Source organism: Aeromonas sp. 97A, assembly GCF_051919185.1.
In the GTDB taxonomy this organism is placed as follows: domain Bacteria; phylum Pseudomonadota; class Gammaproteobacteria; order Enterobacterales; family Aeromonadaceae; genus Aeromonas; species Aeromonas veronii.
Window position 1 is genome coordinate 4,185,360 of record NZ_JBQBFF010000001.1, and the last position, 22,523, is coordinate 4,207,882.

The 22,523-nt window shown below is 54.7% G+C and carries 17 protein-coding genes and 1 pseudogene; 9 read left to right on the top strand and 9 right to left on the bottom strand.

The features are described 5' to 3' along the window. Positions 1 to 22: 22 nt before the first annotated feature. From ACTG27_RS19185 to ACTG27_RS19200, 4 genes are all read left to right on the top strand, one after another. Positions 23 to 424: a CidA/LrgA family protein gene (locus tag ACTG27_RS19185; protein ID WP_139740561.1), complete on the top strand. Its 402-nt coding sequence runs from the start codon at positions 23 to 25 to the stop codon at positions 422 to 424. After that, positions 417 to 1,106 (top strand): LrgB family protein, encoded by a 690-nt coding sequence (locus ACTG27_RS19190; RefSeq protein WP_041210813.1) that lies wholly within the window; start codon positions 417 to 419, stop codon positions 1,104 to 1,106. The genes ACTG27_RS19185 and ACTG27_RS19190 overlap by 8 nt, the downstream gene beginning before the upstream one ends. 74 nt (positions 1,107 to 1,180) lie before the next feature. After that, positions 1,181 to 2,080 (top strand): hypothetical protein, encoded by a 900-nt coding sequence (locus tag ACTG27_RS19195; protein WP_439980199.1) that lies wholly within the window; start codon positions 1,181 to 1,183, stop codon positions 2,078 to 2,080. A 277-nt stretch (positions 2,081 to 2,357) separates the two neighbouring features. Next, a complete protein-coding gene (locus ACTG27_RS19200; RefSeq protein ID WP_139740563.1) occupies positions 2,358 to 3,221 on the top strand; it encodes a patatin-like phospholipase family protein in 864 nt (287 codons plus the stop codon). Positions 3,222 to 3,311: 90 nt separating this feature from the next. On the opposite strand, the gene mutS is transcribed toward ACTG27_RS19200, so the two are convergent. Then, positions 3,312 to 5,867, bottom strand: a complete 2,556-nt coding sequence (gene mutS, locus ACTG27_RS19205) for a DNA mismatch repair protein MutS (protein WP_439980200.1) — start codon at positions 5,865 to 5,867, stop codon at positions 3,312 to 3,314. A gap of 202 nt (positions 5,868 to 6,069) precedes the next feature. On the opposite strand from mutS, the gene ACTG27_RS19210 reads away from it, so the two are divergent. Further along, entirely contained in the window at positions 6,070 to 7,032 is a 963-nt protein-coding gene (locus ACTG27_RS19210) for a tyrosine-type recombinase/integrase (RefSeq protein ID WP_439980201.1), read from the top strand. Positions 7,033 to 7,443: 411 nt separating this feature from the next. Here the strand turns inward: ACTG27_RS19210 and ACTG27_RS19215 are convergent, their stop codons facing one another. After that, positions 7,444 to 8,490 (bottom strand): hypothetical protein, encoded by a 1,047-nt coding sequence (locus tag ACTG27_RS19215; RefSeq protein WP_139729618.1) that lies wholly within the window; start codon positions 8,488 to 8,490, stop codon positions 7,444 to 7,446. Between the two features lie 410 nt (positions 8,491 to 8,900). On the opposite strand from ACTG27_RS19215, the gene ACTG27_RS19220 reads away from it, so the two are divergent. The 3 genes and pseudogenes from ACTG27_RS19220 to ACTG27_RS19230 form a co-directional block, all read left to right on the top strand. Then, on the top strand, positions 8,901 to 9,083 hold the full coding sequence (locus ACTG27_RS19220; RefSeq protein ID WP_162517042.1) for a helix-turn-helix transcriptional regulator: 183 nt from the start codon (positions 8,901 to 8,903) through the stop codon (positions 9,081 to 9,083). A 681-nt stretch (positions 9,084 to 9,764) separates the two neighbouring features. Continuing rightward, positions 9,765 to 10,448: an inovirus Gp2 family protein gene (locus tag ACTG27_RS19225; RefSeq protein ID WP_439980202.1), complete on the top strand. Its 684-nt coding sequence runs from the start codon at positions 9,765 to 9,767 to the stop codon at positions 10,446 to 10,448. 822 nt (positions 10,449 to 11,270) lie between these two features. After that, positions 11,271 to 11,391 (top strand): annotated as a pseudogene (locus ACTG27_RS19230) (IS3 family transposase); the annotation flags it as partial. Positions 11,392 to 11,409: 18 nt separating this feature from the next. On the opposite strand, the gene ACTG27_RS19235 reads toward ACTG27_RS19230, so the two are convergent. The 7 genes from ACTG27_RS19235 to ACTG27_RS19265 form a co-directional block, all read right to left on the bottom strand. Then, positions 11,410 to 12,105 (bottom strand): family 16 glycosylhydrolase, encoded by a 696-nt coding sequence (locus tag ACTG27_RS19235; protein WP_139729615.1) that lies wholly within the window; start codon positions 12,103 to 12,105, stop codon positions 11,410 to 11,412. Between the two features lie 239 nt (positions 12,106 to 12,344). Continuing rightward, positions 12,345 to 12,656: a PTS lactose/cellobiose transporter subunit IIA gene (locus ACTG27_RS19240; RefSeq protein WP_010673336.1), complete on the bottom strand. Its 312-nt coding sequence runs from the start codon at positions 12,654 to 12,656 to the stop codon at positions 12,345 to 12,347. 10 nt (positions 12,657 to 12,666) lie between these two features. Beyond that, the gene (locus ACTG27_RS19245) at positions 12,667 to 14,046 is read right to left on the bottom strand and encodes a glycoside hydrolase family 1 protein (protein ID WP_100654524.1); all 1,380 of its coding nucleotides are present in this window, start codon (positions 14,044 to 14,046) and stop codon (positions 12,667 to 12,669) included. 57 nt (positions 14,047 to 14,103) lie between these two features. After that, complete coding sequence (locus ACTG27_RS19250; RefSeq protein ID WP_439980203.1) at positions 14,104 to 15,216, bottom strand: PTS sugar transporter subunit IIC; 1,113 nt, start codon at positions 15,214 to 15,216, stop codon at positions 14,104 to 14,106. Positions 15,217 to 15,245: 29 nt separating this feature from the next. Then, positions 15,246 to 15,455 (bottom strand): hypothetical protein, encoded by a 210-nt coding sequence (locus ACTG27_RS19255; RefSeq protein WP_439980205.1) that lies wholly within the window; start codon positions 15,453 to 15,455, stop codon positions 15,246 to 15,248. A 27-nt stretch (positions 15,456 to 15,482) separates the two neighbouring features. Further along, a complete protein-coding gene (locus ACTG27_RS19260) occupies positions 15,483 to 15,788 on the bottom strand; it encodes a PTS sugar transporter subunit IIB (protein ID WP_042658343.1) in 306 nt (101 codons plus the stop codon). A gap of 922 nt (positions 15,789 to 16,710) precedes the next feature. Continuing rightward, the gene (locus ACTG27_RS19265; RefSeq protein ID WP_240037875.1) at positions 16,711 to 19,062 is read right to left on the bottom strand and encodes a glycoside hydrolase family 9 protein; all 2,352 of its coding nucleotides are present in this window, start codon (positions 19,060 to 19,062) and stop codon (positions 16,711 to 16,713) included. Between the two features lie 667 nt (positions 19,063 to 19,729). On the opposite strand from ACTG27_RS19265, the gene ACTG27_RS19270 reads away from it, so the two are divergent. Beyond that, positions 19,730 to 22,450, top strand: coding sequence for a glycoside hydrolase family 3 protein (locus tag ACTG27_RS19270; protein WP_236381749.1), 2,721 nt, complete (start codon positions 19,730 to 19,732; stop codon positions 22,448 to 22,450). Positions 22,451 to 22,523: the final 73 nt, after the last annotated feature.

Genomic DNA, 22,523 nt, shown 5'->3' on the forward strand with positions numbered 1-22,523 from the left:
GGTTCACAGAAAGACGATGATCATGAAAGCCCTCTGCTTGCGCTGGTTACAGACTCCCTTCCAGATTGTGTTGCTGGCAGCCATCTGGCTGCTGGCCGATACCGCGGTGCGTACCCTCCATCTGCCGCTGCCCGCCAACCTCACCGGCATGCTGTTGCTGCTGGCCTGCATCCTGCTCGGGGTGGTTAAGGCCGAGTGGTTCAGCGCGGGGGCTCGCTGGCTGCTGGCGGAGATGCTGCTGTTCTTCGTTCCTGCCGTGGTGGCGGTGGTCAACTATCAGGATCTGCTGCTGCAGGAGGGGTGGCGCATCATGGTGGTGCTGCTGGTGAGCACCACCCTGGTACTCGGCACCACGGCGCTGGTGGTAGATCGGATTTACCGCCTCGAACTGAAACTGGCCCGCCGGAGTCGTCGTCATGTCTGATACCCTGCTCGGGCTGATCTGCTTCGCCCTCACCCTGCTCTTCTACTACGCCAGCAAATGGCTCTATGGCAAAAAGCGGATCCTGCCGCTGATGCCGCTGCTGCTGGCGCCGACCCTGCTGGTGGCCGTGGTGCTGCTGTTCCACATCCCCTATCAGGATTACATGGCGGAATCCCACTGGCTGCTCTGGCTGCTGGGCCCGGCGACCGTCGCCTTCGCGGTGCCGGTCTACGAGAACCGCCAGCTCATTCGTCGCCACTGGTTGTCGCTATCGGTCGGGGTGGTTGCCTCGGTCATCATGGCGGTGGGCAGTACCGTGCTGCTGGCTCGCTGGCTGGATCTCTCCGACATGCTGCAGCGCAGTCTGGCGATGCGTTCCATCACCACGCCGTTTGCGGTGGAGGCGACCCGCGCCATCGGTGGTCAGAGCGATCTCACTGCGCTGTTTGTGGTGCTGACCGGCGTCATCGGTATGGCGGTGGGGGAGAGCGTGCTGACCGTGCTGGCCATTCGCAGTCGCCTCGGCAAGGGGGCTGGCTTTGGCGCCTCGGCCCACGGCGCCGGTACCGCCAAGGCCTATCAAATGGGTAACGAAGAGGGGGTGGTCTCCAGCATGGTGATGATGATCGCCGGCATGGTGACCGTGCTGCTGGCACCCCTGCTGGGCCGGATGTTCTGGTAGGCCTGGCTTCCATTTAGAAGGCGGCTCGCCCCGGCGCTACACTCTAGTGAGCCTGTATTTCCGGGATGAGCAGTATGACCTTTCATTGCCTCGCTTCCTGCTTGCTGCTGTGCAGTCTTTCCCTCCTTGCCACTCCCCTAAGGGCGAGCGACGTCATCACTCATATCAGCCCCGAGAGCGATCGGGACTTGCGTACCCTCTATTTTCGCGATCTGTTGCAGCTGGCGCTGGAGAAGACCCGCGATAGCTTCGGTGACTACGAGCTGCGAACCGCGCCGCCGATGAACCGTATCCGGATGCGACAGATTGTGCAGACTCAGCAATACCCCAATCTGTTTGTGGCCGACAGTCTGCGTCCGGCCGCGGAGAGCGGAGCGCTGGATTACGTCCGTTTTCCGGTGGAGCTGGGCATCCTCGGTTATCGCATCTGCTTTGTCAGTCCGCAGCAGGCCGACGCGGTGGCAAGGATCAATACCCTGACCGAGCTGCAGCAATTTCTGCACGGGCAGGGGCGTGGCTGGCAGGATGCGGAGATCCTGCGTCATGGGGGATTCAAGGTGCAGGAGATCGACGGTTACGAGCGGCTGTTCAAGCTGGTGGCGCGCGGTCGCATCGATCTCTTCTGCCGCGGTGCCAACGAGCTCTTTATCGAGCAGGAGCAGCACAGTGATCTGCCCGGCCTCACCGTGGATCGGCGAGTGGCGCTGCACTATCCCTTCCTCCACCTCTTCTACACCCACAAGGATAATCAGGCCGCCATCCGCCGCCTCTCGGTCGGGCTCAAGCTGGCGTGGCGGGATGGCTCGTTGCAACAGCTCTGGCTGCGCCACTTCAAACCTTCCCTCGAGCAGGCGCAGCTCCCCGGACGCCTGTTGTTCGAGTTGGCCAATCCGCGCCTTGATAAGGTGGACTTTGACTATCGGGCGTACCACTACAACCCCGTCGACGGGACGTTCGGGCCCGGGCTACCTTGATCCTGATGGGGCTGTTACCGGATAAAGGGCCGTCTCTGCTGATGTGCTAAATCATGCCCAAAAGGCATGCTTTTTATTATTTAAATTCATTTTTTGAAGGTTGGTGCGCTGCATATACTGGGGGTCGCTTCACGGTTCAGGTTTGCTCCTGCCCGCTTCTGGCTTGTGCGAGTGAGCCTGAATCGTCCTGCTGCGGCGTCTTGATGTTCTGCATGAAGGCGTCCATCACTGGGCCGGGATCGATCCCGGCAGGTATTACAGCTGACGGAGCCTTGTTATGTTTAATCCCCACCCTTGCGCCCTGATTGTCGAAGGGGGCGCGATGCGCGGCATCTTTGCCAGCGGCGTGCTCGATGCGTTTGTCGAAAGTCACCACTACCCGTTCGATTTCGTCATGGGCGTCTCGGCCGGTGCCACCAATCTGGTCTCCTACCTGAGCGAGCAGCCGCGCCGCAGTCACCACATCATCACCGAGCTGGCTTGCAGCTCCCGGTTTCTCGATCCCCTGCGTTTCGTCAAAGGGGGCGATCTGGTGGACATCGGCTGGCTGTGGCAAGCCAGTCGCTATCGCTTCCCGCTCGATCTCGAGACCTTCTGCGCCCGCGACATTCCCTTTTACGCGGTGGCGACCGATGTGGCGAGCGGCAAGGCCATCTATCTGCCGGTGCGGCCCGACAACATGGATGAGGTGCTGACTGCCACCTGCGCTCTGCCGGTGGTGCAGCACGATACCCCCTGCGTCGATGGTCGCCCGATGGCCGATGGCGGCATCAGCGACTCCATTCCGGTGATCGAGGCCTATCGTCGTGGGGCGCGTCGGATGACGGTGGTGCTGTCGGAGCCCTGGGGATATCGCAAGAAGCCGGCCCGTTTCTGCTGGATGGTCAAAGCCTTGCTGAAAACCCAGCCTGCGCTGGCGCAAGCCATGCTGGAGCGGGATCGCGCCTACAACCGGGCGCTCGATTTCATTGCCAATCCCCCTGCCGATTGCGAGATCGAGGTGATCGCGCCACCGGCCGATTTCATGGTCTCCCGTTTTACCCAGGATCCGGTCAAGCTGGAGTCCGGTTATCTGCAGGGTTACTGGCAGGGGCGTCAGAGTCTGTTGCGGGCCCGTGGAGAGGTGCGGGCGGTGGCCTGACTGGTTTGCCGGGTGCTGAATATGATGCGCTGAACATAAAAAGGGGAACCTCGCGGTTCCCCTTTTGCATGCTTGCGCGGCGGCAGCTGCTTACAGCAGCTGCTTGAGGCGATAGAGCAGGTCGAGGGCCTGACGGGGGGTCAATTCGTCCGGGCGCACCGCTTCCAGCTCTTCAACCACCGGATGAGGCTGCGGGGCGAGGGCCACCGGGGCTGGGCGGCTTTCACCGGCGGCGACCGGAGTGGCGCTCTCCAGCTCATGCAGCTTGTGACGGGCCTGCTGGATCACCGATTTCGGCACCCCTGCCAACGCTGCCACTTGCAGACCGTAAGAGCGGCTGGCCGCCCCTTCCTGCACCGCGTGCATAAAGGCGATGGTGTCGCCGTGCTCCACCGCATCTAGGTGGACGTTGGCCAGCCCGCTCATCAGCTCGGGCAAGCGGGTCAGCTCGAAGTAGTGGGTGGCAAACAGGGTGTAGGCGCCAATCTTGCTCGCCAGCTGTTCTGCACAGGCCCACGCCAGCGAGAGGCCGTCGTAGGTGCTGGTGCCGCGGCCAATCTCGTCCATCAGCACCAGACTGCGGGCGGTGGCGTTGTTGAGGATATTGGCGGTCTCGGTCATCTCCACCATAAAGGTGGAGCGGCCGGAGGCGAGATCATCCGACGCCCCGATGCGGGTGAAGATGCGGTCGATGGGGCCGATGCGGGCGCTGTCGGCAGGCACGAAGGCGCCGATATGGGCCAGCAGCACGATGAGCGCGGTCTGGCGCATGTAGGTCGATTTACCGCCCATGTTGGGACCCGTGATGATCAGCATCCGCCGCTCTCGCTCCAGCCGGATGGGGTTGGCGATAAAGGGATCTGTCATTACCTGCTCAACCACCGGATGGCGGCCCGCCTCGATCAGGATCTGATCCTCATCGATGAGGGTCGGGCAGCGATAGTCGAGGGTCTCGGCCCGCTCGGCCAGGTTGGCCAGCACGTCCAGCTCCGCCAGTGCGGCGGCGGAATCCTGCAGATCGCCGAGGTGGGGCAGCAGGGCATCGAGCAGCTCTTCGTAGAGCCGTTTTTCCAGCGCCAGCGCCTGGGACTGGGCGGTGAGTACCTTGTCCTCATATTTCTTCAGCTCATCGATGATGTAGCGTTCGTTGTTCTTGAGGGTCTGGCGGCGGATGTAGTGGGCCGGCACCAGATGGCTGTTGGCGCGGCTCACCTCGATATAGAAGCCGTGCACCTTGTTGTAACCCACCTTGAGGGTGTTGATGCCGGTCAGCAGCTTCTCCCGCTCCTCGATGCGGGCGAGGCTGGCGGTGGCGCCGTTGGCGAGATCCCGCAGCTCGTCCAGCTCCTGATTGAAGCCGTCACGGATGACGCCACCATCGCGGATTAGCACCGGCGGCACTTCCATCACTGCGCGCTCCAGCAGGTCGAGCAGCTCGGGAAAGGTGCTGGCCCGCTCGCGCAGCTGCTGCACCGCCTCATGCTCGCTCTCCGCCAGCAGGCGCTGCAATTCGGGCAGCTGGGCAAAAGCCTGCCGCAGCCGGGTGAGATCGCGCGGACGGGCCGAGCGCAGGGCCAGACGCGCCAGCACCCGCTCCACATCCCCTACCTGACGCAGCAGGCTGCCCAGTTCATCGTAGAGGTTCTGCTCGATAAGCGTATGGATGGTGCTCTGGCGACCTTTCAGGATCACCCGATCGCGGATCGGCTGGTGGATCCAGCGCTTGAGCAGCCGGCTGCCCATCGGCGTGGCGGTGCAGTCCAGCACGGCGGAGAGGGTGTTGTCGTGACCGCCGGCGAGATTCTGGGTCAGCTCCAGATTGCGGCGGGTGGCGGCATCCATGATGACGGCGTGATCCGGCTGCTCGAGGCGCACGTTGCGAATGTGGGGCAGGGCGGTGCGCTGGGTGTCCTTGACGTACTGCATCAGGCAACCGGCAGCACACAGGGCGGTCTCGCTCTGCTCGACGCCAAAGCCCACCAGATCCTGGGTTCCGAATTGTTGGCAGAGCAGCTTGCGGGCGGTACCGAGCTCGAACTCCCACTCCGGGCGGCGGCGCAGACCGCGGCGCCCCTCGACGTGGTGCAGGAAGGCGAAGGATTCGGGATAGAGCAGCTCCGCCGGATTGGTGCGCTGCAGCTCCGCCAGCAGGGTCTCTTCTTTCTCGAACTGGTTGATGAAGAAGCGGCCGGAGCCGATGTCCATGGTGCCATAGCCGAAGCGGCGGCCATCGTGGTAGACGGCGGCGATCAGGTTGTCCTGTCGCTCGCTGAGCAGCGCCTCGTCGGAGACGGTGCCTGGGGTGATGATGCGAATGACCTTGCGCTCTACCGGCCCCTTGCTGGTGGCGGGATCCCCCACCTGTTCGCAGATGGCGGCCGACTCGCCGAGCTGTACCAACTTGGCCAGATAGCCCTCGATGGCGTGATAGGGCACCCCCGCCATCGGGATGGGGCTACCCGCCGACTGGCCGCGCTTGGTCAGGGAGATGTCGAGCAGCTGGGAGGCCTTGCGGGCATCGTCATAGAACAGCTCGTAGAAGTCGCCCATCCGGTAGAACAGCAGGATCTCCGGGTTCTCGGCCTTGAGGCCGAGGTACTGCTGCATCATAGGTGTGTGTTGTTGTAGATTTTCTATTGTTATCAATGTCTGATCGCCGTTAAGTTGCTGTTCTTAAACTGTCTTTATTCTTTGTTAAAGCTCAGCATGGTTCAGTTTGTCTCACCTAAGCTCACTGAATCTTGCTTCTAAGCGTAGGCTAAAGCGTAGGTTTGTGTGATGATGAACGTGATTAGAATGAAAACCTACGCTTTTCTCTCATAAAAAACGATATGAAAGGATGTAAGTGATGGCTGCGCCCCAGAATAGCAAACCGCTTTCTTACAAGGCAATTGAGTCGATGAAGCCAGGAGACAAAGATAAAGTCGACATCGGTGATTACCGAGGATTGCGAGTAGCGTGCGGGAAAACGGGAAAGAAAAGCTTTTACTACCGCTACAATGACCCTTTGAATCCGCGTAAACAAAAGCAAGTCACCTTAGGTGTCTTTCCTGCCATGTCATTGGAGGAGGCAAGGACCAAGTTCAAGGAATTGAAGCTCATGAGGCATCAAGGTGTCTGTCCGGCTACAGAGCTGAGCGCAGTTAAAGTCAAGCTCGAGCAGGAACCTGAAGTCGTTGCACCGTTTACCATCACTGACATGATCGAGCTTTACCTGACTGAGCACATCGAAGATCGGCACGCCAAGGAAGGAGGGATTTTACCTGGAGCCCGTAAACCCAAAGGGCAAGCAGAAACTCGAAGGACTCTCTATAACGATCCTGTGCGTGTATTCGGAGAGAGGTTAGCCACGGAGGTGCTAGCTAACGATATCGTGGCTTTGGTCATGGAGATTGTTGCGCGGGGAGCGAATGTTCAAGCTGGTAGTGTTCTTCGTGAGCTATCAGCTGCTTTCGATTATGCAATTGGAACGGGTAAACTGGATGAGCACTTTGTAAACCCAGTTACGAACGCAAAGAAAAGATTAAAATTAGCGAAAGTGCGTTTAACATGTCAAAAAGGAACTCGAATTCTTAGTGATGAAGAGCTAAAAAAATTTCTTCTCTGGTTACCAAGTTCTGGTTTTACTATTCCACAGAAAAACGTGCTCAGAATGACGCTATGGACAGGGTGTCGAACCGGAGAAATCTGTGGTGCTTATTGGCGAGATATTGATCTAAGTAATGGTACATTCCATTTAAAAGAAACGAAAACTGATACCGAGCGATATGTTCAGCTGCCAAACAAGCTATCGACTTTCTTCATTCACTGAAATTAATCACAGGTGATTGTTTATTCCCCTCTCTTTTGACTAAAAAGCCGATACCTCAAAAGTTGTTAACTGAAACTGCGTGGCGATTGCGCAAAGACAATGTAATGATTGATATACCTTCGTGGACACCACATGACCTTAGGCGTACCGTTAGAACAGGGCTTGCAAAGCTGAAATGCCCAAGTGATATTGCGGAGGCAATACTAGGTCATGCTCCAAAGGGCATAGAAGGAACATATAACCTCCACAGATACAATGATGAGTGCAAAGAGTGGTTGCAAAAGTGGGCGGATCATTTAGACAGGTTAACTGCGATATAGATGGTTTTCCTCGATTAAATATAGTTTTCCTGGGGGCGTAATAGCCCCCATGTAACATGTTATTTTTATAGTTAGATCTTAACGGTTGATGCTATTTCTCATAGGGATTGATGCTGCAGTATGCATCGTTAATTAGTTCTTCTAAGACTGCATTTCTTTTTAGTCCCTTTGCTTTTGTTATTGCTTTTAATTTCCTTTCAATATCTATATTCATGACAAAGTTATATTGCTTGTTGTGTGGGTTGTTTTTTCTGTAATTTTTTTGGGTTAGGGATTTTTTGATTTTATCAACTTTGATTATGCAGTCACTTTCTTTAAATACGAATAGTAAATCAAAGTAAGTTGTAATGGCTTCAGAAATATCTTCATTGCTATTGCCGTCAATTATTTTTAAAAAAATGTCCTCTTGATCTATCTGGTCTTTTATCCATAGCACATCTTCATCATCTAATTCTTTAAAGTTCAACCAGCTTTTAGGTTTTTGTCTTTTAATTATTTTACCCCAAAGCAATTCAATAAGCTGAAGTTGTTTGGATTTTATAGCGATACCATCTTCTAAGCGATCAAAATACTCAATTATCCTTTCTTTTTTTTGACGAGAAGTTTTGGCTCTGGGGTGACTATTGGTAAAACGCATGTGGCTTAATGAGATTGTGTCTTCAAAAGAATTACTTCTAAAATAAGCTAGCCCTGGTTGACTAAGATTTGGGATGATTTTCTTGTAAAGGTCACTGTCTTTGTCAAAAAAATAACTCCAATTATTAGTTATAGCGAATACAAAATTACACACTCTTTGGTTCGCTACCTGTATCCAATAAAAGTGCTCCATCTCTAGGCAGTTTCTACTGAACTGTTTGAATAGAAATTCTGCGATAGCATCGGTGTTATCTAGCTGGATTGAGCTATCTATCTTTCGAATGTAGTTTGCGAAAATATAATCTTGCTTGGTTTTTAAATGGTCATTAAAAATTGATAAAATTGAGTCAAAATCAGTGTTTATGGTGTCAAATTGTAGTTGATGCAAAATATACTCTGCAAATCTTCTCATTTCCTCTGTGGCTTTCAATCTATTGAAACGATCACCCCATGGGTATTTTGAATCACTTGCTATTGGTTGTTCATAGCTGGATGTTTTCATATAAATTCATTCCATTTAAAAATAATTAAAATTTTATACTAGAGTTTTTATAGTGCTAGTCAAGTGTCATCATAGGGTTTTTATTGAGTTTTTGTAGTCGATTTATAGTATCTACGTTTGGACTGTTATCCCCACTCCTTGTGCTTTTTCATTGATTTTCATTAGCTTCTTATGGGGGGGGAGAGTTTTGGTTCTCGTGGTTGGCGTGAGCTTGCTCATCACTGGTTTTTAGAGAGAGCTGGTATGTGAATGCCTGTAGTAGCATCGGTGAGGCGTTGGTGATTTGGTATTTGCTGTGGATCAGTGAGTTTAAATTGTGGGGTAATGGATCCTACTGTGATGATGGCGTCTGGGATATGTAAAAATGAACACAACGAACCTTAGGTATGAAAAAATCTAAGGAGAGTAAGATGGGTCTCATTAAAATAAATGAATTGATAGCAATGACTAAGCTGTCTCGCCCTACAATCTACCGGCTAATCAAGGCTGGAAAGTTCCCTTCACAACTCAAAACATCGCCCAAGACTGTGGCATGGGAAAAATCAGAAATAGAGGACTGGATTCGCAAATTGATAATGGAGCGAGAAGGCTAACAACTAACAATTTACTGGGCTCCCCTTTGGGGAGCCTTTTTTAGCTTGGTGGTTTAATTTTATCTATTTAGGGGAGGTAAATGTTGGTCGTCAATTTTCTTTGCTAGTTAATTTCTTGGCATGGAGTAGTTGCTTGTACGTTGAAGCTAAGTTCAGAGTGACGTTCTTGCCTTAACATCCGGTGCTGCTGGAGTTTTATTTAAAGTGATCACGTATTCCCCGGTGATTTAGGAGGTCGCTAAGTTCGGTAATAGTATTACTATACACGCGAAGTGTATAACAAGGTAAATGCGGCGTAGAGGATATACACACCAAGGTGTATACCCAGGTAGAGGGGGTAGGAGATATATCGAGGGTGAGAGTGATACACCATCAGAGTGTATCACAGGGTATGTGAACGAGAATATGTGATATATACACTTCGTGTATACCAATCAGATGCACATCAGGCTTGTACATCAGAGACAAGCCATTAGCCGTATACATCTGCATAGCGAAGCATATGTAAAACACAGGGTGCTAAATGTTGGTTGATATATAAACCTAGTGGTTTGATAAGAGAGCAAGGTATCAGTTGTCCGTAAAGTTTTACGTAGCAATCCTCATTAATTACGATAAGTGAAGTCACCTGAGTATCTAACCCCAAGGCATGGATATTCCATGCGAACAATAGGTCTGTATATGAAGTCAATTGTTGGGTATCATTTAATAGCCGACGAGCTAGAAAACTTGCGAATTGATGCAGAAGCCAAGTATGGCGAAATATCACATGAACAATTGGAAACGTCATTAGGTGTGATCATGAACTTCTTGCATCGCTACCCACGAGTGTTTGCAGTGCGCGTTGATCTACGCTTTCCCCAGATACCAGTTATGGATGATCCGGACATGCCGACAAGCTTTCCACCGGAGGTAGAGGAGGAAAGGGTGATTAAGCGCTTTATAGCTTCACTAAAAAGCCAAATACAGGCGGCACGTCACCGTAAGGGGAAGACCGGTAAACCATTCTTCTTGGGTTATATCTGGGTGAAGGAGCAAGTAGCAAGCCAACATCCTCATTACCACGTGGTGCTACTGTTTAACCGAGATGACTACGGTCATCTTGGTGATTACTCTAATTTTGATGCGGATAACATGGCTACACGCATCCGTAAAGCTTGGTGTAGTGCATTGAGGCTCGCATACCCTGATTATGCGTCTTTGGTGCATTTCCCTGATGATGCAGAGTATCGATTTGATCGCCGAGATGCTGACCTACACAATGAGAAATTTTATAAATTCTTGGAGAGGACTGCGTATTTATTTAAATTACGTTCGAAAGTACGAGGTGAGCGTAATTTCGGGCGTAGTCAACTGATAAGGTAATGTTTACACTTAATTCATGGGCTCTAGCGGGGATGCTTGGCCATTCAAATTCAACTGGGAGAGTTTCTACTCCCGGATCTGTTAAGCTAATTCCTCATTTGTTATCGCATCAGTTGGAGTAACCCATGGCAGCCTATTCCCCTTCCTTCACCCATGACCCATGCCATGTTGAGTCGAGTGGCGGATATCGCTGAGTTGCTGGGGCTGTAGCGGTTTGCTCAGAGCTCTCAGGTTCTTATGTTGCGTTGAGAGAACCGGATCCGCACCATCCATGCATCCATGCATCCATGCATCCATGCATCCATGCATCCATGCCTCCTTGGCTCTAGTGAATGATGTAGTTATCGAGGATCAGCGTGATGGTTTTGGCTCGTCGGTAGTGGCGACGCAGCTTTTCCGGCATGGCGATAAACAGGGATGTGACGTGATGGCGAGACAGGTCAGACCGTGACTGGCAAAACCCGAGGTATTCAAAGCACTTTCGAGAGCGACAAACTGATAGAGGAGCGCGTAATCGAATCCCATCAGGGACCGAGGCAGTAGCCTCGATCACAGTCCGGATCTATGGCTGCAATCTCAACCTAACTTACCGTCATCGATTGAAGGCTTGGCAAACCGGGACGACCATTGGCCTACCTGTCAGAAAGGCCCGAGTGTAACGGTCGCTTGGGGCTGGGGAAGTCATGATTTGCTGGCTGATTTGGGCAACAACGCTATGTTCAAGAAAAGTGCTAAATTGATACTGAAGGAATTTCGTACTAAAACAACAAAAAACACCGACCTTAAGTCGGTGTCAGTTGATAATCATATATATACACAAAGCGGGATATCAGTTATTACCTGATGGATTACTACAACTGGCGGCATCCACATCGTTACAATCTTGTGATTGTCGCCAGAAAAAGCCGAAGACTGACCTTACCAAGTGTCCGAATTTAGTTGATCATTACATAGCCTACTATCATTCCCATGGAGTTACGTTGACGTACTTGTATTTGGCGTAGACAGGTTGGCTGTTGTAGGTACTGGGTGGGAAGCTGGGATTGGCGCTGATCCAGTTGTTCACAAAAACCTGCATCCAACTGGTGACGGGGCGGCTCTCTCGGCGCACGCTCACCCATTTGTTCTGGGTGCGGCTGAACACCTGCCAAGTGACACCCGCTGCATCGATATTAAAGGCGTAGCGCTCCATATTCCAGATTGACATGCCGTACTTGCCTAAATCGATGTCTTGAGGATACTGACGCCCCTGGATCCAGATGTTGGTATGGAGCAGGTTGGTGCCCCCCATCAGCTCGATGTCGACTTCATAGTGAGAGCTGGTGCCTGCATCTCCGGTATAGGTAAAGAAGGAGCTGATGGTGCCGGGCACCGATCCTGCCTGCATCTGCACCTCATAACGACCCTTGCGGGTGTAGTTGTAGGTTCGCAGCTCAGCGCAGCTCTTGTTTCCTTTGTCGGATTTCGCATGGAGGATGGCCATGCCGGACTCCATCCAGACGTTGGCGGCGCGCCAGGTGCAGTCGAATTCTGCCCCTCCATTACGCCAACCATCAGAGACCTGCCAATCCTGATTGCTCCACCACCATGCCGATGCCTGAGTGGAATATAATCCTCCCGCCATCAGCAATACTGACATCAGTCCAAGTTTACGCATATTATCCACATTCCTGTGTGTTTATTAATGAGTGTTTTATTGATGACTACAAGCAGCATAAGAATAGCCATAAACAGATATTGAAACTTATACTGGTATCGCGTCATGACAGTTTCATATTTTTGAAATTGCCTGAAAAGGTATGAAATACATGACGGCTGGTTGGTATAACCAGAATAAAAAAAGCCACCGTATATAACGGTGGCAAAAGCACGGACTCCCGATCCGATGAGTTAAAATCAGCTTGCTTGGCGGCGATAGATCTCGACCAGTTCGGTGGCCAGTTCGCGGCACAGAATGGATGTCATCAGGTGATCCTGAGCATGTACCATGACCAGTGTCATCTTGGTCTTGCCTTCGCCCTCATCGGCTTCAATCAGTTTGGTTTGTACGGCATGGGCAGCCTTCCCTGCGTCGGTGGCCTGGAGCAGCAAGGCATCCGCTTCGCTGAACTGGCCAGCACGAGCCTGACGCAGGGCTTCGAAACAGAGACTGCGAGATTGACCGGCATTGACGATGATGCCCATGACTGCTTCTTCAAGATCCATCATTTATGACTCCTTAAAATCCATTATTACGAGAGACGTTGGCGAACCATTCACCACTTTTCTTGACGGTGCGCTGCTGGCTTTCCAAATCAAGGCTGATGAATCCATAGCGGTTCTTGTAGGCATTCATCCAGGACCAGTTGTCAATAAAGGTCCACAGGTGATAACCACGGCAATTACTTCCTTCAGCAATGGCGGTATGAATCCACTGGAGGTGGCCACGAATGAAGTCGATACGATAGTCGTCTTTTACCTGACCATCTTCACCAATGAATCTGTGTTCCCCTTCGACACCCATGCCATTTTCGGAGATATAGCTTGGAATATTTCCATAGTTGTCGCGCAGGTTGATCAATATGTCATAAATACCGCGCTCATATATTTCCCAGCCACGATAAGGGTTCATTTTGCGGCCTGGCATCTCGTAATTCTCGAAGAACCAGTCAGGCAGGAAAGGGGAGTCCGGGTTGATGGCGGTCATGCGTGCCTTCACTCGCCGCGGCTGGTAATAGTTGATGCCGAGCAGATCGATCTTGCCGGCGGCCAGCAGTTCGCAGTCGCCGCTTTGCACCACGGGCATCTGATCGTGTTCGCGCAGGATATCGATCAGCTCCTGGGGATAAACTCCCTTCACCGCAGGATCGAGGAAGGCGCGGTTGAAGAACAGGTCAGCAATGAACGAGGCCTTCAAGTCCGCCGGGTTTGAAGAGCGCGGATATGAGGGGGTCAGGTTCAGGACAATGCCGATCTGGCCGGGCAGGGATAGTGTTCGATAACGCTTCACCGCCAGGCTGTGGGCCAGCATCATGTGATAAGCCACCTGGGCTGCCCGTCTGAAGTCCATCTGGTTCGGGTAATGGAAGTCATACAGATAACCACCTTCCACCACCACCACTGGTTCATTGAAGGTCATCCAGCAGGCGACGCGATCACCGAACAGTTTGAAGCAGAGCTCTGCGTACTCGGCATAAGCCGCCACGGTTTCGCGGCTCTCCCAGCCCCCCTGCTCCTGCCAGTACATCGGCATGTCGAAGTGGAACAGGCCGATGAAGGGTTTGATCCCCTTGGCCAGCAGCTCATCGATAACCTTGTTGTAGAAGTCGACGGCCTCCTGGTTGACGGTGTGGCCATCCGGCAGCAACCGGGCCCAGGAGATGGATGTGCGGAAGCTGTTGTGGCCAATCTGTTCCATCAATGCGATGTCTTCACGATAACGATCGTAGAAGGTGGAGGTGTTGGCTGGGCCTACCTGACCGTGGAAACGATGTGGCTCCGTCTCGAACCAGTGATCCCAGATGGTCGGTGCCTTGCCGCCCACGTTGGCAGCCCCTTCCGATTGTGCGGCCGACGAGGCGCTACCCCACCAGAAGCCTTCGGGGAATGTATATTGCATTGCAGTTTCCTCTTGATGACCGGCGTGCAGGCGGCGTGGCGCCCGCACGCCGGGTGCTTACGCCTGACTCTGAATCGGTGTGATTGTGTCTGCTTTTTCTGATCTGGCGGCTTCTTCCGCTTCAGCCGTCTCGGCTTCCTGCTTGAGCAGGGTGCGTTCGTAAGCCCGCACGAAGGGGTAATACATCAGGGCGGAGATCCCCATGCAGATGAAGCACATGATGACCGGACTGAAGGCCCAGTTGGTCGCCCAGGAGGCGCCGATGGGGGCCGGCGTGGTCCATGCGGTCAGCATCACGACCTTCTCAACCAGACCCAGATCCACGGCAAACCAGGCCAGGATGGCGTTGATCACCGGCACCAGGATGAAGGGCAGGAAGAAGACCGGGTTCATGATGATGGGGGCACCAAACAGGATCGGTTCGTTGATGTTAAAGAACCCGGGGACCACGCCCATTCGTCCTATGGTGCGCAGGTGCACGGCACGGCTGCGCATCAGCAGGAATGCCAGTGGCAAGGTGGATCCCACGCCGCCGATGAACAGGAAGTGATCCCAGAAACCGGGCAGGAAGGTGTGAGGAATGGCCTGACCTGCGGCTAGTGCGGCCTGGTTGCTGGCCAGGTTTGCCATCCAGAAGGGGTTCATGATGCCGGTGACGATCATGGTGCCGTGGATGCCGGCAAACCATAGGATCTGGCACAACAGCACCGCCAGCAAGACGGCAGGCAGGCTGTCGGAAGCCGCCACTAGCGGTTTGAGCATGGCCATGATCGCCTCGGGCAGGATCATGCCTGTGGTTTCCTGCAGCAGCATGTTGAAGGGGTGTAAGGTCAGGATGATCGCCAGGACCGGGATCAGTACCTCGAAGGAGCGCGCCACCCCCATCGGGACCTGCTCGGGCAGACGGATGGTGATGTTGTTGCGCTTGAGCCAGGCGTAGACCTCGGTCGAATAGATGGCACAAATGAGAGCGGTAAAGATGCCCTGACCGGAGAAATACTGGGTGGAGATGGTGCCGTCTTTATATTGCGCCGCCACCAGCATGAACGACATCAGGGAGAGCAGGCCCGTGGTGATGGGGTCCAGGGAGTATTGCTTGGCCAGGCTGGATGCGACGCCCACCGAGATGAAGACCGTCATCAGTCCCATGCTCATGTTGAAGGGCAACATGAGTTCGGCACGATAGGTGTTGGAAAAATCTAGCCAAGCTCTGGCAAAGCCCCAGGTGGTTTCGCTGGAGATGGGGGGAAGATGAAGACTAGCATAAAGCTGCCGACGATCATGAACGGCAGCGCGGCAATGAAGCCGTCACGGATGGCCAGAACATAGCGTTGCTGGCCCAGTTTTCCTGCCAATGGGCCGATCCGTTGTTCGATCAACTTGACCAGCATCCCATAGAGTGAACTCATTGTGTGTGTCCTTCCTTGTGAGCACGCTTAACCAATCAGGGACAGGGCGTAATCCAACACCTTGTCACCGCGCTGCATGCCGTAATCCATCATGTCGATGGGTTGTACCTTGACACCATGAACGGCTGCCTTGGCTTGTAATTCAGGTTGCATGTACTTGATCTGTGGCCCTAGCAAGACCACCTGGTAGAGCGGCATCTGATCATCGAACTCTGATGCGCCAAAAGCCTTGATCTCGGCAGCCAGGCCCCGTTTTTCGGCTTCTACCAGCATTTTTTTCACCAGCAGGCTGGTGGACATCCCGGCAGAGCAGCACAGCATGATTTTTTTCATGATCATTCCTCAGTTATTAAATTGAACTCACTATAGATCGACCTAATAATTTGGGAAATCGATTTCACATTTGAGCTTTTGCAATTGTGATGCCGATCACTCATCGGGTTGTGTTTGTGCGTGATAAGGATGTTAAGTGCTTTGAAAATAAGGTTTTTTGTTTTTGTGTTGATTATTTTGATCTGGTTGTTGTTGGGTTTTTCTTTTGGAATATCGATTTCATATCTGTTGGTTCTTTATGCCAACCCAACACCTGCTGGGCAGGCCCCACAAGATGCAGAGCGTACTCTTCCCGCGGTGCATTGATGTTGAAAGCCCCAACAGATACCCGCCTCCATGATGTCCTGTGCTTTACCGCTCTCTGCTGATGGTTACTCCGCCCTGATGGCAGGTCTCGTCATGGCCTAGGGGCCTTTTCTGGACCATGTCGGGGATAGGGAGACCTTTCAGATGTGAGATGGTTGCAAGATTTCATTGCAGAAGCTCGCAGACCTAGGGCAAAGCCCTGCGCCGATGGAGGCGTTGACCTAACCTTGCCGTAAGCCCGAAGGGATGATGACAGTATCGACTCTAGGTACTGGCACGGGCTCATCTACCTGTATGTAGCACTGTATTGCATCGCAGGAGAGATTGCTCTGCGCGGCTGCCGTATTGCGTCAGGAGGCCTAAGGGCACGGTATTACGGTAGAAAATCAGCAGCGCCCAAAGGTGGATGAGAAGCACTCAGAAGGCATAACTTTGTCGTAAAGGCTGTGGATAAGGGAGGGACGCAAGAGTTTGCGGGGCCACTTATCTATTCGCCCTGTGGCGTTTGTATTGATGGGAGATGGGGAAAAAGATAGACACAGGCCCGATATCTGCATAGGGACAAGGTCGGGAGGGGAAAATGCTCCGCCATGGTGACGGAGCATCGGGAGCGCACTTAACGGGTTAATCCGCCTTCATCCAGCACGCTGACAGCCCAGAAGAAGGGAGCATTCCAGTTGATGGTAACTTCGTTCAGGGTCCAGGCTCCTATCTCGTCTTTCCAGCAGGTCTGGCCGGTGCACTTCCCTTTCATAGTGGATGCAACGGGATCGCTGAAGTTGATGGAGTTGGGGCCCCCAGACATTACTCCTGGCGGAACCAGGGGGGACGCGTGATCAGCTGGGTGTGCCCAGAACCTGTGGTGCGGATTCTTCAGCGGACGACTGCCGTAGCCCGACACATAGGACTGGTCGAGGGGGTTGCGGCCCAGCACATAGTCCATGGCATCGGACATGGCCTGCAGGTATTTGCGCTCCCCCGTGAAGTCATGGGCCAACCCGAGGAAGATGCTGCGATTCATCAGGTTGGAGTTGGAGCCCCAGGGGTATTCGGTGGCCTGATAGGGGATAAGGTAACCCTCTGTCGCCACGCTCTTCTGGTAGCCGTCGGCGGCGGCGATGATAGCAGCGCGCGCCTTCTCCACTTCCTGTTTGCCCAGTTTGTTAGGCACCATGGCCAGCGTGATGGTCCCTGCGCTGCTGAGATCCTGCCAGTAGAGATCACCGCTTGCGCTGCGATCCCCCTTGGGGGCGGCCATATAGAGAGGGGACTGCTGGACGGCCTGCTTGTACTCGGATTTGCCGGTGGTGGTAAATAGCTCGGCGGCAGCCCAGTAGAATTCGTCCTTCAGGTTGGTGTCATCGTAGGGACCGGATCCCACAAAGTTGTCATAGGCATAGACGTCCGGATGGCGTTTTGCCGCCTTCCAGGCTCGTTCGGCTGCCTGTAGGCTGCGCTGTGCGAAGGCCGGATCCAGATCTTTCCATACGCGAGCAGACTGGGCTGCGGTGGCAGCCAGGTTCAGGGTCGCAGCCGTGCTGGGGTGGCTCAGGAAACGGGGTTGTGGATCCTTGTGGGGCGGGAGCGGCATCCCGGTCCAGGCTTCATCGGCGACCTTGTGGAAGACCATGCCTGAGGCATCGATCTCGGTCAGTTTCAGGCTGTCGAGCTGCTTGGACTGATCTCCTACCGGTACCCAGGCATTCTTGCCTTCGGGTACCTGCATGGCGAGGAAGAACTCCATCATCCAGCGGGATTCGTCCAGCAGATCGTTGTGGCCGTTGTGCTGTTCCGGGATTTTAGCCTTGCCGTCGGCAAAGGCGCTCTTGTCACCCTCTTGCGCCAGTTGCTCTCGCTCATAGAGGTTCATCAAGGTCCATACCGAGATGCCGCCGTTGACCACGTACTTGCCCTGATCGCCAGCGTCGTACCAGCCGCCGGTCACATCCAGCGTGAAGTCACAACCTGGCCACTGGTTGCCCTTGGCATCCTGTTTGTTGAAGCAGGTCACTTTCTCGGGCTTGTGTCCTGCCGGGCGAGCGAGATCGGGGCGCTGGACATATTTGGCCTCGATGTCGATGCCGCTACGCTGCTGATAGAAGAAGGAGAGGGCATCGAATTTCATGGTGTGATAGATGTCATCGCCGATGCTGAATGGATGACTCTTCTGGCCGGCGACCTCCAGTACCAGGCCGGTGCCCGGGGTGGTGACCTGACTGAAGTCGGCAATCTGTACGTTCTCGCCGGATGCTGCATTCAGGCCAAAGGGTGTGGTCTTGCCTTCGGCGATGGCCTCACCCTGGGCATTGCGCAGGGTCCAGGGGAGCGAGTCCTTACTGTCGGTGGCGATGGTCGCACGTTTCAATGCCTTGCTCAGGTAGCCGACTTGGTTGACGCGCACGCTGGCCAGATCAGATTTCTTGACCAGGGATGGACCCGAGAGCGTTGCTTCACCGATGCAGACGGTGGTCGGTGTCTGGGTGCCCATCTGGAGTTGAAACTGGGTCTTCTCGTCCGTGGAGGAGGGCGTGAACTGGATGTCGAAAGGTTTGGGTGTGCTGCTGAGGGCGAGGTCCTGCACCATATGGTTGGTGTAGGGGGCGCCATCATGCTGGATCAGGGCCTTGACGTTGATGTCGCTCTTGGCCATGGCAGTGAAATGGAGCTTGTAGGTTTGCCCCTGAACCAGGCCGAGGTTGGACTGGCCCAGGATGACATCCCAGGGATTGGATCCCGACTCGGTGAAGGTGATACAGCCCATCTGGTTCTCGGCGTTCAGGGTGCCCCCAGCCGTCCACCAGCCATCGGTTCCCTGGAAGCCCCCGTTGGTTAGCAATTCACCCACAGGTCCGGCAGATGCCGAGGAGGCACCGGAGCCTGATGCCCCTGCGCTGGGCAGGGAACAGCCATGCAAGCCAATGACGCAAGACATGGCAAGCGTCAGGGCACTAAGCCGAGATATTTTCATTGTTACCCCTTTGATCACAGACGGAAATAATGGCGTCGATTTTCGCACTCGCGCTGAAAATGACCGAGTCATCCTGCTACCCGCATTTCACTGTCAAGACTTACATACAACCCTTGAGTGGAAATCGATTTCATGGATTAGGTAATAGTAAAGTTTGTGGCAAATCAAGTTTGCCTTTATGAACTGTGATGTGGGCTACAAATTTTCGTTTATTGATATGTAGATCTACGAGGTTTGAATTCTATTGAATCCTTATCATCCTCTCTTTATTTCCCGCCAGTTTAACCAAATGGGTGCCATTCTCGGTAAAATATGCAGTGGCATGAGATGAAAAATACACTATATGTTTATAATTTTATTGCTTTTTCTATCATGGTGCTTTTCCGTGTGCTCCATCCCCTCCTGGATATTTTGCTGGCGAGAAACAGTCTGATCTTTGTGAGCTACATCACTATTTACTCTCTCGGTGGGATTTTTACCGTGGCAGGGTAAAGATACTGCTGGAATGGTGAGGAGATTTCTGTTTACCATTAAATATTCTTGCAATCGATTTCATATTTGGACTGTTTTTCAAGGCGGACCCCCATGATCGATGCGTCAGGCGATGAATGAGAATATCCGGAGAGTCATAAGGAAAATGCGTAAAACTACAGGTCTCACCAGGTCTATGACCTGCCTATTCGTGGGGTGCGGCATCTGGAGTGCCGGGATGGCGGATGAGCTGTCGACCATGCCCTATTTTGTCACTTGGCCGCAGATCCATAGCGCCATTGCCAAGGACGAGGGGATGGAGCGCCAGATCCAGTCCCTGCTCTCCCGGATGACCCTGGAGGAGAAGGTCGGCCAGATGATCCAGCCCGACTTTCGTGAAGTGACCCCAGAGGAGGTCACTCGCTACAAGATTGGTTCCGTCCTCAACGGGGGTGGCGGTTGGCCAGGCAACAACAAACACGCCTCAGCAGCGGACTGGGCACGCCAGGCCGACACTTACTGGCAAGCGGCGGAAGCGGGCTTTGAGGGCAGGGGCTATCGCATTCCATTCATGTGGGCGACCGATGCGGTGCACGGCCACAACAACGTCTTTGCGGCGACCCTGTTCCCGCACAACATCGGCCTTGGTGCTGCGCGGGATCCGGGGCTCATCTACCGTATCGGCCAGGTGACGGCGCGGGAAGTGGCCGCCACCGGGCTGGACTGGACCTTCGCCCCGACGGTGGCGGTGCCCAGAGATGATCGCTGGGGCCGGACCTATGAGGGCTATTCCGAAGATCCCGCCATCGTCTATCACTATGCTGGCGAGATGGTGCGTGGCCTGCAAGGTTCCGCGACGGATCTACGCGGCCAGCGCCATGTCATCTCGAACGTGAAACACTTCGTGGGGGACGGTGGTACCCTGAACGGGGTCGACCGGGGTCAGAACTTCTATTCGGAAGAGGATCTGCGCAACCTGCACGCGGTGGGCTACTTCTCGGGGCTGGATGCCGGTGCCCAGGTGGTCATGGCTTCGTTCAACAGCTGGCACAACGAGCTCAACCGCGACGTGCTGCCAGAAGACGGGGTGGAGTACAACGGCAAGCTGCACGGCAGCCGCTATCTGCTGACCGACGTGCTCAAGGGCAAGATGGGCTTTGATGGTCTTGTCGTCTCTGATTGGAACGGTCACAGCGAGATCGCCGGCTGCACCATGGGGAGCTGCCTGCCTGCGGTGTTGGCCGGGGTCGACATCTTCATGGTCACGGCGCGCAAGGACTGGATGGAGTTTCGCCAGAGCCTGCTCGATGGCGTGGCGAGTCGGCAGATCCCGATAAGCCGGATCGACGATGCCGTGACGCGTATCCTGCGGGTCAAGATGCGGGCCGGGCTGTGGGAGAAACCCATGCCGTCGGCCCGTGAGCTGGCGGGCAAACAGAGTGAACTTGGTGCAGTGACGCACAAGGCGCTGGCCCGGGAGGCGGTACGCAAGTCGCTGGTGCTGCTCAAGAACGAGGGCAGGATCCTGCCCCTGAGCCGGCAGAGCCGGGTGCTGGTGGCTGGGAGCGCCGCCAACGATCTGGGCAAGCAGGTGGGGGGCTGGAGCCTGACCTGGCAAGGCAGCGAGAACGGGCGCGGTGATTTCCCCGGTGCCCAGAGCGTACTGGATGCGGTGACCGCCACCGTCGGTGCGGATCATGTACAGGTGAGCACGGGATCTGGTGAGCTTGCGGGAGCCAAGCCCGATGTCGCCATCCTGGTCATGGGGGAGGATCCCTATGCCGAGTGGTTCGGTGACATTCCTGACAACAAGACCCTTGCCTATGGGGATCTCAAGAGCAGCTATCACGAGGATCTTTTGACCCTCAAGCGACTGAAGGCGGCCGGCATCCCCGTGGTGACCGTGCTTTTCTCCGGACGTCCGCTCTACGTCAATGAGGAGATCAATCTCTCTTCCGCCTTTGTCGCCGCCTGGTTGCCGGGCACCGAGGGGGAGGGGATCACCGATCTGCTGTTCAAGGATGCCAAGGGCAAGGTGGCCCATGACTTCCAGGGACGCCTCTCCTTCTCGTGGCCCTTCAGCAAGTGCGCCACCACCATCAATCGCACGCCCACCCATATCCCGGGCTGGCAGCGCCCAACCTTCGAGCAGGATCCAGCGGGTGAGTACGCACCGCTCTTCCCCTATGGCTACGGGCTCAGCTACGGCAAGCCTTCCCCTGTGGCGGCCCGGGTCAGCAACCTCAATACCCTGACCCTGGATAAACGAACCTTCGGTTGCAACGAGAGCGACCCCGCTAAACTGAGCGCCGCTGACAAGGTGCTCGAGCTGTTTGGGCCAAAGGCGGGTGAAGAACACCGTCTGCGCATGGGGGATGCCAGCAACTGGACGGGGACTGAAGTCTCCGGCAACAGCGTGACCGAGATGACCTTCATCAAGGTTCAGCCCATCGACTACCTGCGCCAGCAGGATGCGCGAGCGGTCACCTTCCTCGGGGCGGACAAGCCGGGTGTCGACTCCGGGGCAACGATCCAGTTGCAGACCACCCAGGTCAAGGGGGCGGATCGTCGCACCTACCTGAAGGGCGAAAGCGAGCTGCAGGTGACGCTGCGGGTGCAGCAGGCACCAGCGGGGGACATGACGCTGGGGCTGCAGTGTGGCTGGCCCTGCGGCAAGTCCATCGAGATTGCTCCGGCCTTGCGCCAGTTGCCCCCGCAGAAGTGGGTGACCCTGAGTCTGCCCCTGCGCTGCCTCGAAGAGGGCATGGACTTCGCGAAGGTCAATACCCCCTTCATCCTGGGCACCAGTGGACAGGCACGCATCGACATGGCGACCGTACGCTGGGTACCGGCTTCTCTGCTGGGGGCCTCAGGGGAAGTGGTCAGGCTCGATTGCCAGGGCAGGTTGAGTCGATAAGCCGTCAGCCAGATGCACCAGGATGCCTGTCGGGCTCCTGGTGCCTTGATAACCGGCTCCGCCCCGATGCGGA

Coding starts and splice junctions, on each gene's coding strand:
- ACTG27_RS19185 (WP_139740561.1), top strand. CDS start 23: ATGAAAGCCCTCTGCTTGCGCTGGTTACAGACTCCCTTCCAGATTGTG.
- ACTG27_RS19190 (WP_041210813.1), top strand. CDS start 417: ATGTCTGATACCCTGCTCGGGCTGATCTGCTTCGCCCTCACCCTGCTC.
- ACTG27_RS19195 (WP_439980199.1), top strand. CDS start 1,181: ATGACCTTTCATTGCCTCGCTTCCTGCTTGCTGCTGTGCAGTCTTTCC.
- ACTG27_RS19200 (WP_139740563.1), top strand. CDS start 2,358: ATGTTTAATCCCCACCCTTGCGCCCTGATTGTCGAAGGGGGCGCGATG.
- ACTG27_RS19210 (WP_439980201.1), top strand. CDS start 6,070: ATGGCTGCGCCCCAGAATAGCAAACCGCTTTCTTACAAGGCAATTGAG.
- ACTG27_RS19215 (WP_139729618.1), bottom strand. CDS start 8,490: ATGAAAACATCCAGCTATGAACAACCAATAGCAAGTGATTCAAAATAC.
- ACTG27_RS19220 (WP_162517042.1), top strand. CDS start 8,901: ATGGGTCTCATTAAAATAAATGAATTGATAGCAATGACTAAGCTGTCT.
- ACTG27_RS19225 (WP_439980202.1), top strand. CDS start 9,765: ATGAAGTCAATTGTTGGGTATCATTTAATAGCCGACGAGCTAGAAAAC.
- ACTG27_RS19235 (WP_139729615.1), bottom strand. CDS start 12,105: ATGCGTAAACTTGGACTGATGTCAGTATTGCTGATGGCGGGAGGATTA.
- ACTG27_RS19240 (WP_010673336.1), bottom strand. CDS start 12,656: ATGATGGATCTTGAAGAAGCAGTCATGGGCATCATCGTCAATGCCGGT.
- ACTG27_RS19245 (WP_100654524.1), bottom strand. CDS start 14,046: ATGCAATATACATTCCCCGAAGGCTTCTGGTGGGGTAGCGCCTCGTCG.
- ACTG27_RS19250 (WP_439980203.1), bottom strand. CDS start 15,216: ATGTTGCCCTTCAACATGAGCATGGGACTGATGACGGTCTTCATCTCG.
- ACTG27_RS19255 (WP_439980205.1), bottom strand. CDS start 15,455: ATGAGTTCACTCTATGGGATGCTGGTCAAGTTGATCGAACAACGGATC.
- ACTG27_RS19260 (WP_042658343.1), bottom strand. CDS start 15,788: ATGAAAAAAATCATGCTGTGCTGCTCTGCCGGGATGTCCACCAGCCTG.
- ACTG27_RS19265 (WP_240037875.1), bottom strand. CDS start 19,062: ATGAAAATATCTCGGCTTAGTGCCCTGACGCTTGCCATGTCTTGCGTC.
- ACTG27_RS19270 (WP_236381749.1), top strand. CDS start 19,730: ATGACCTGCCTATTCGTGGGGTGCGGCATCTGGAGTGCCGGGATGGCG.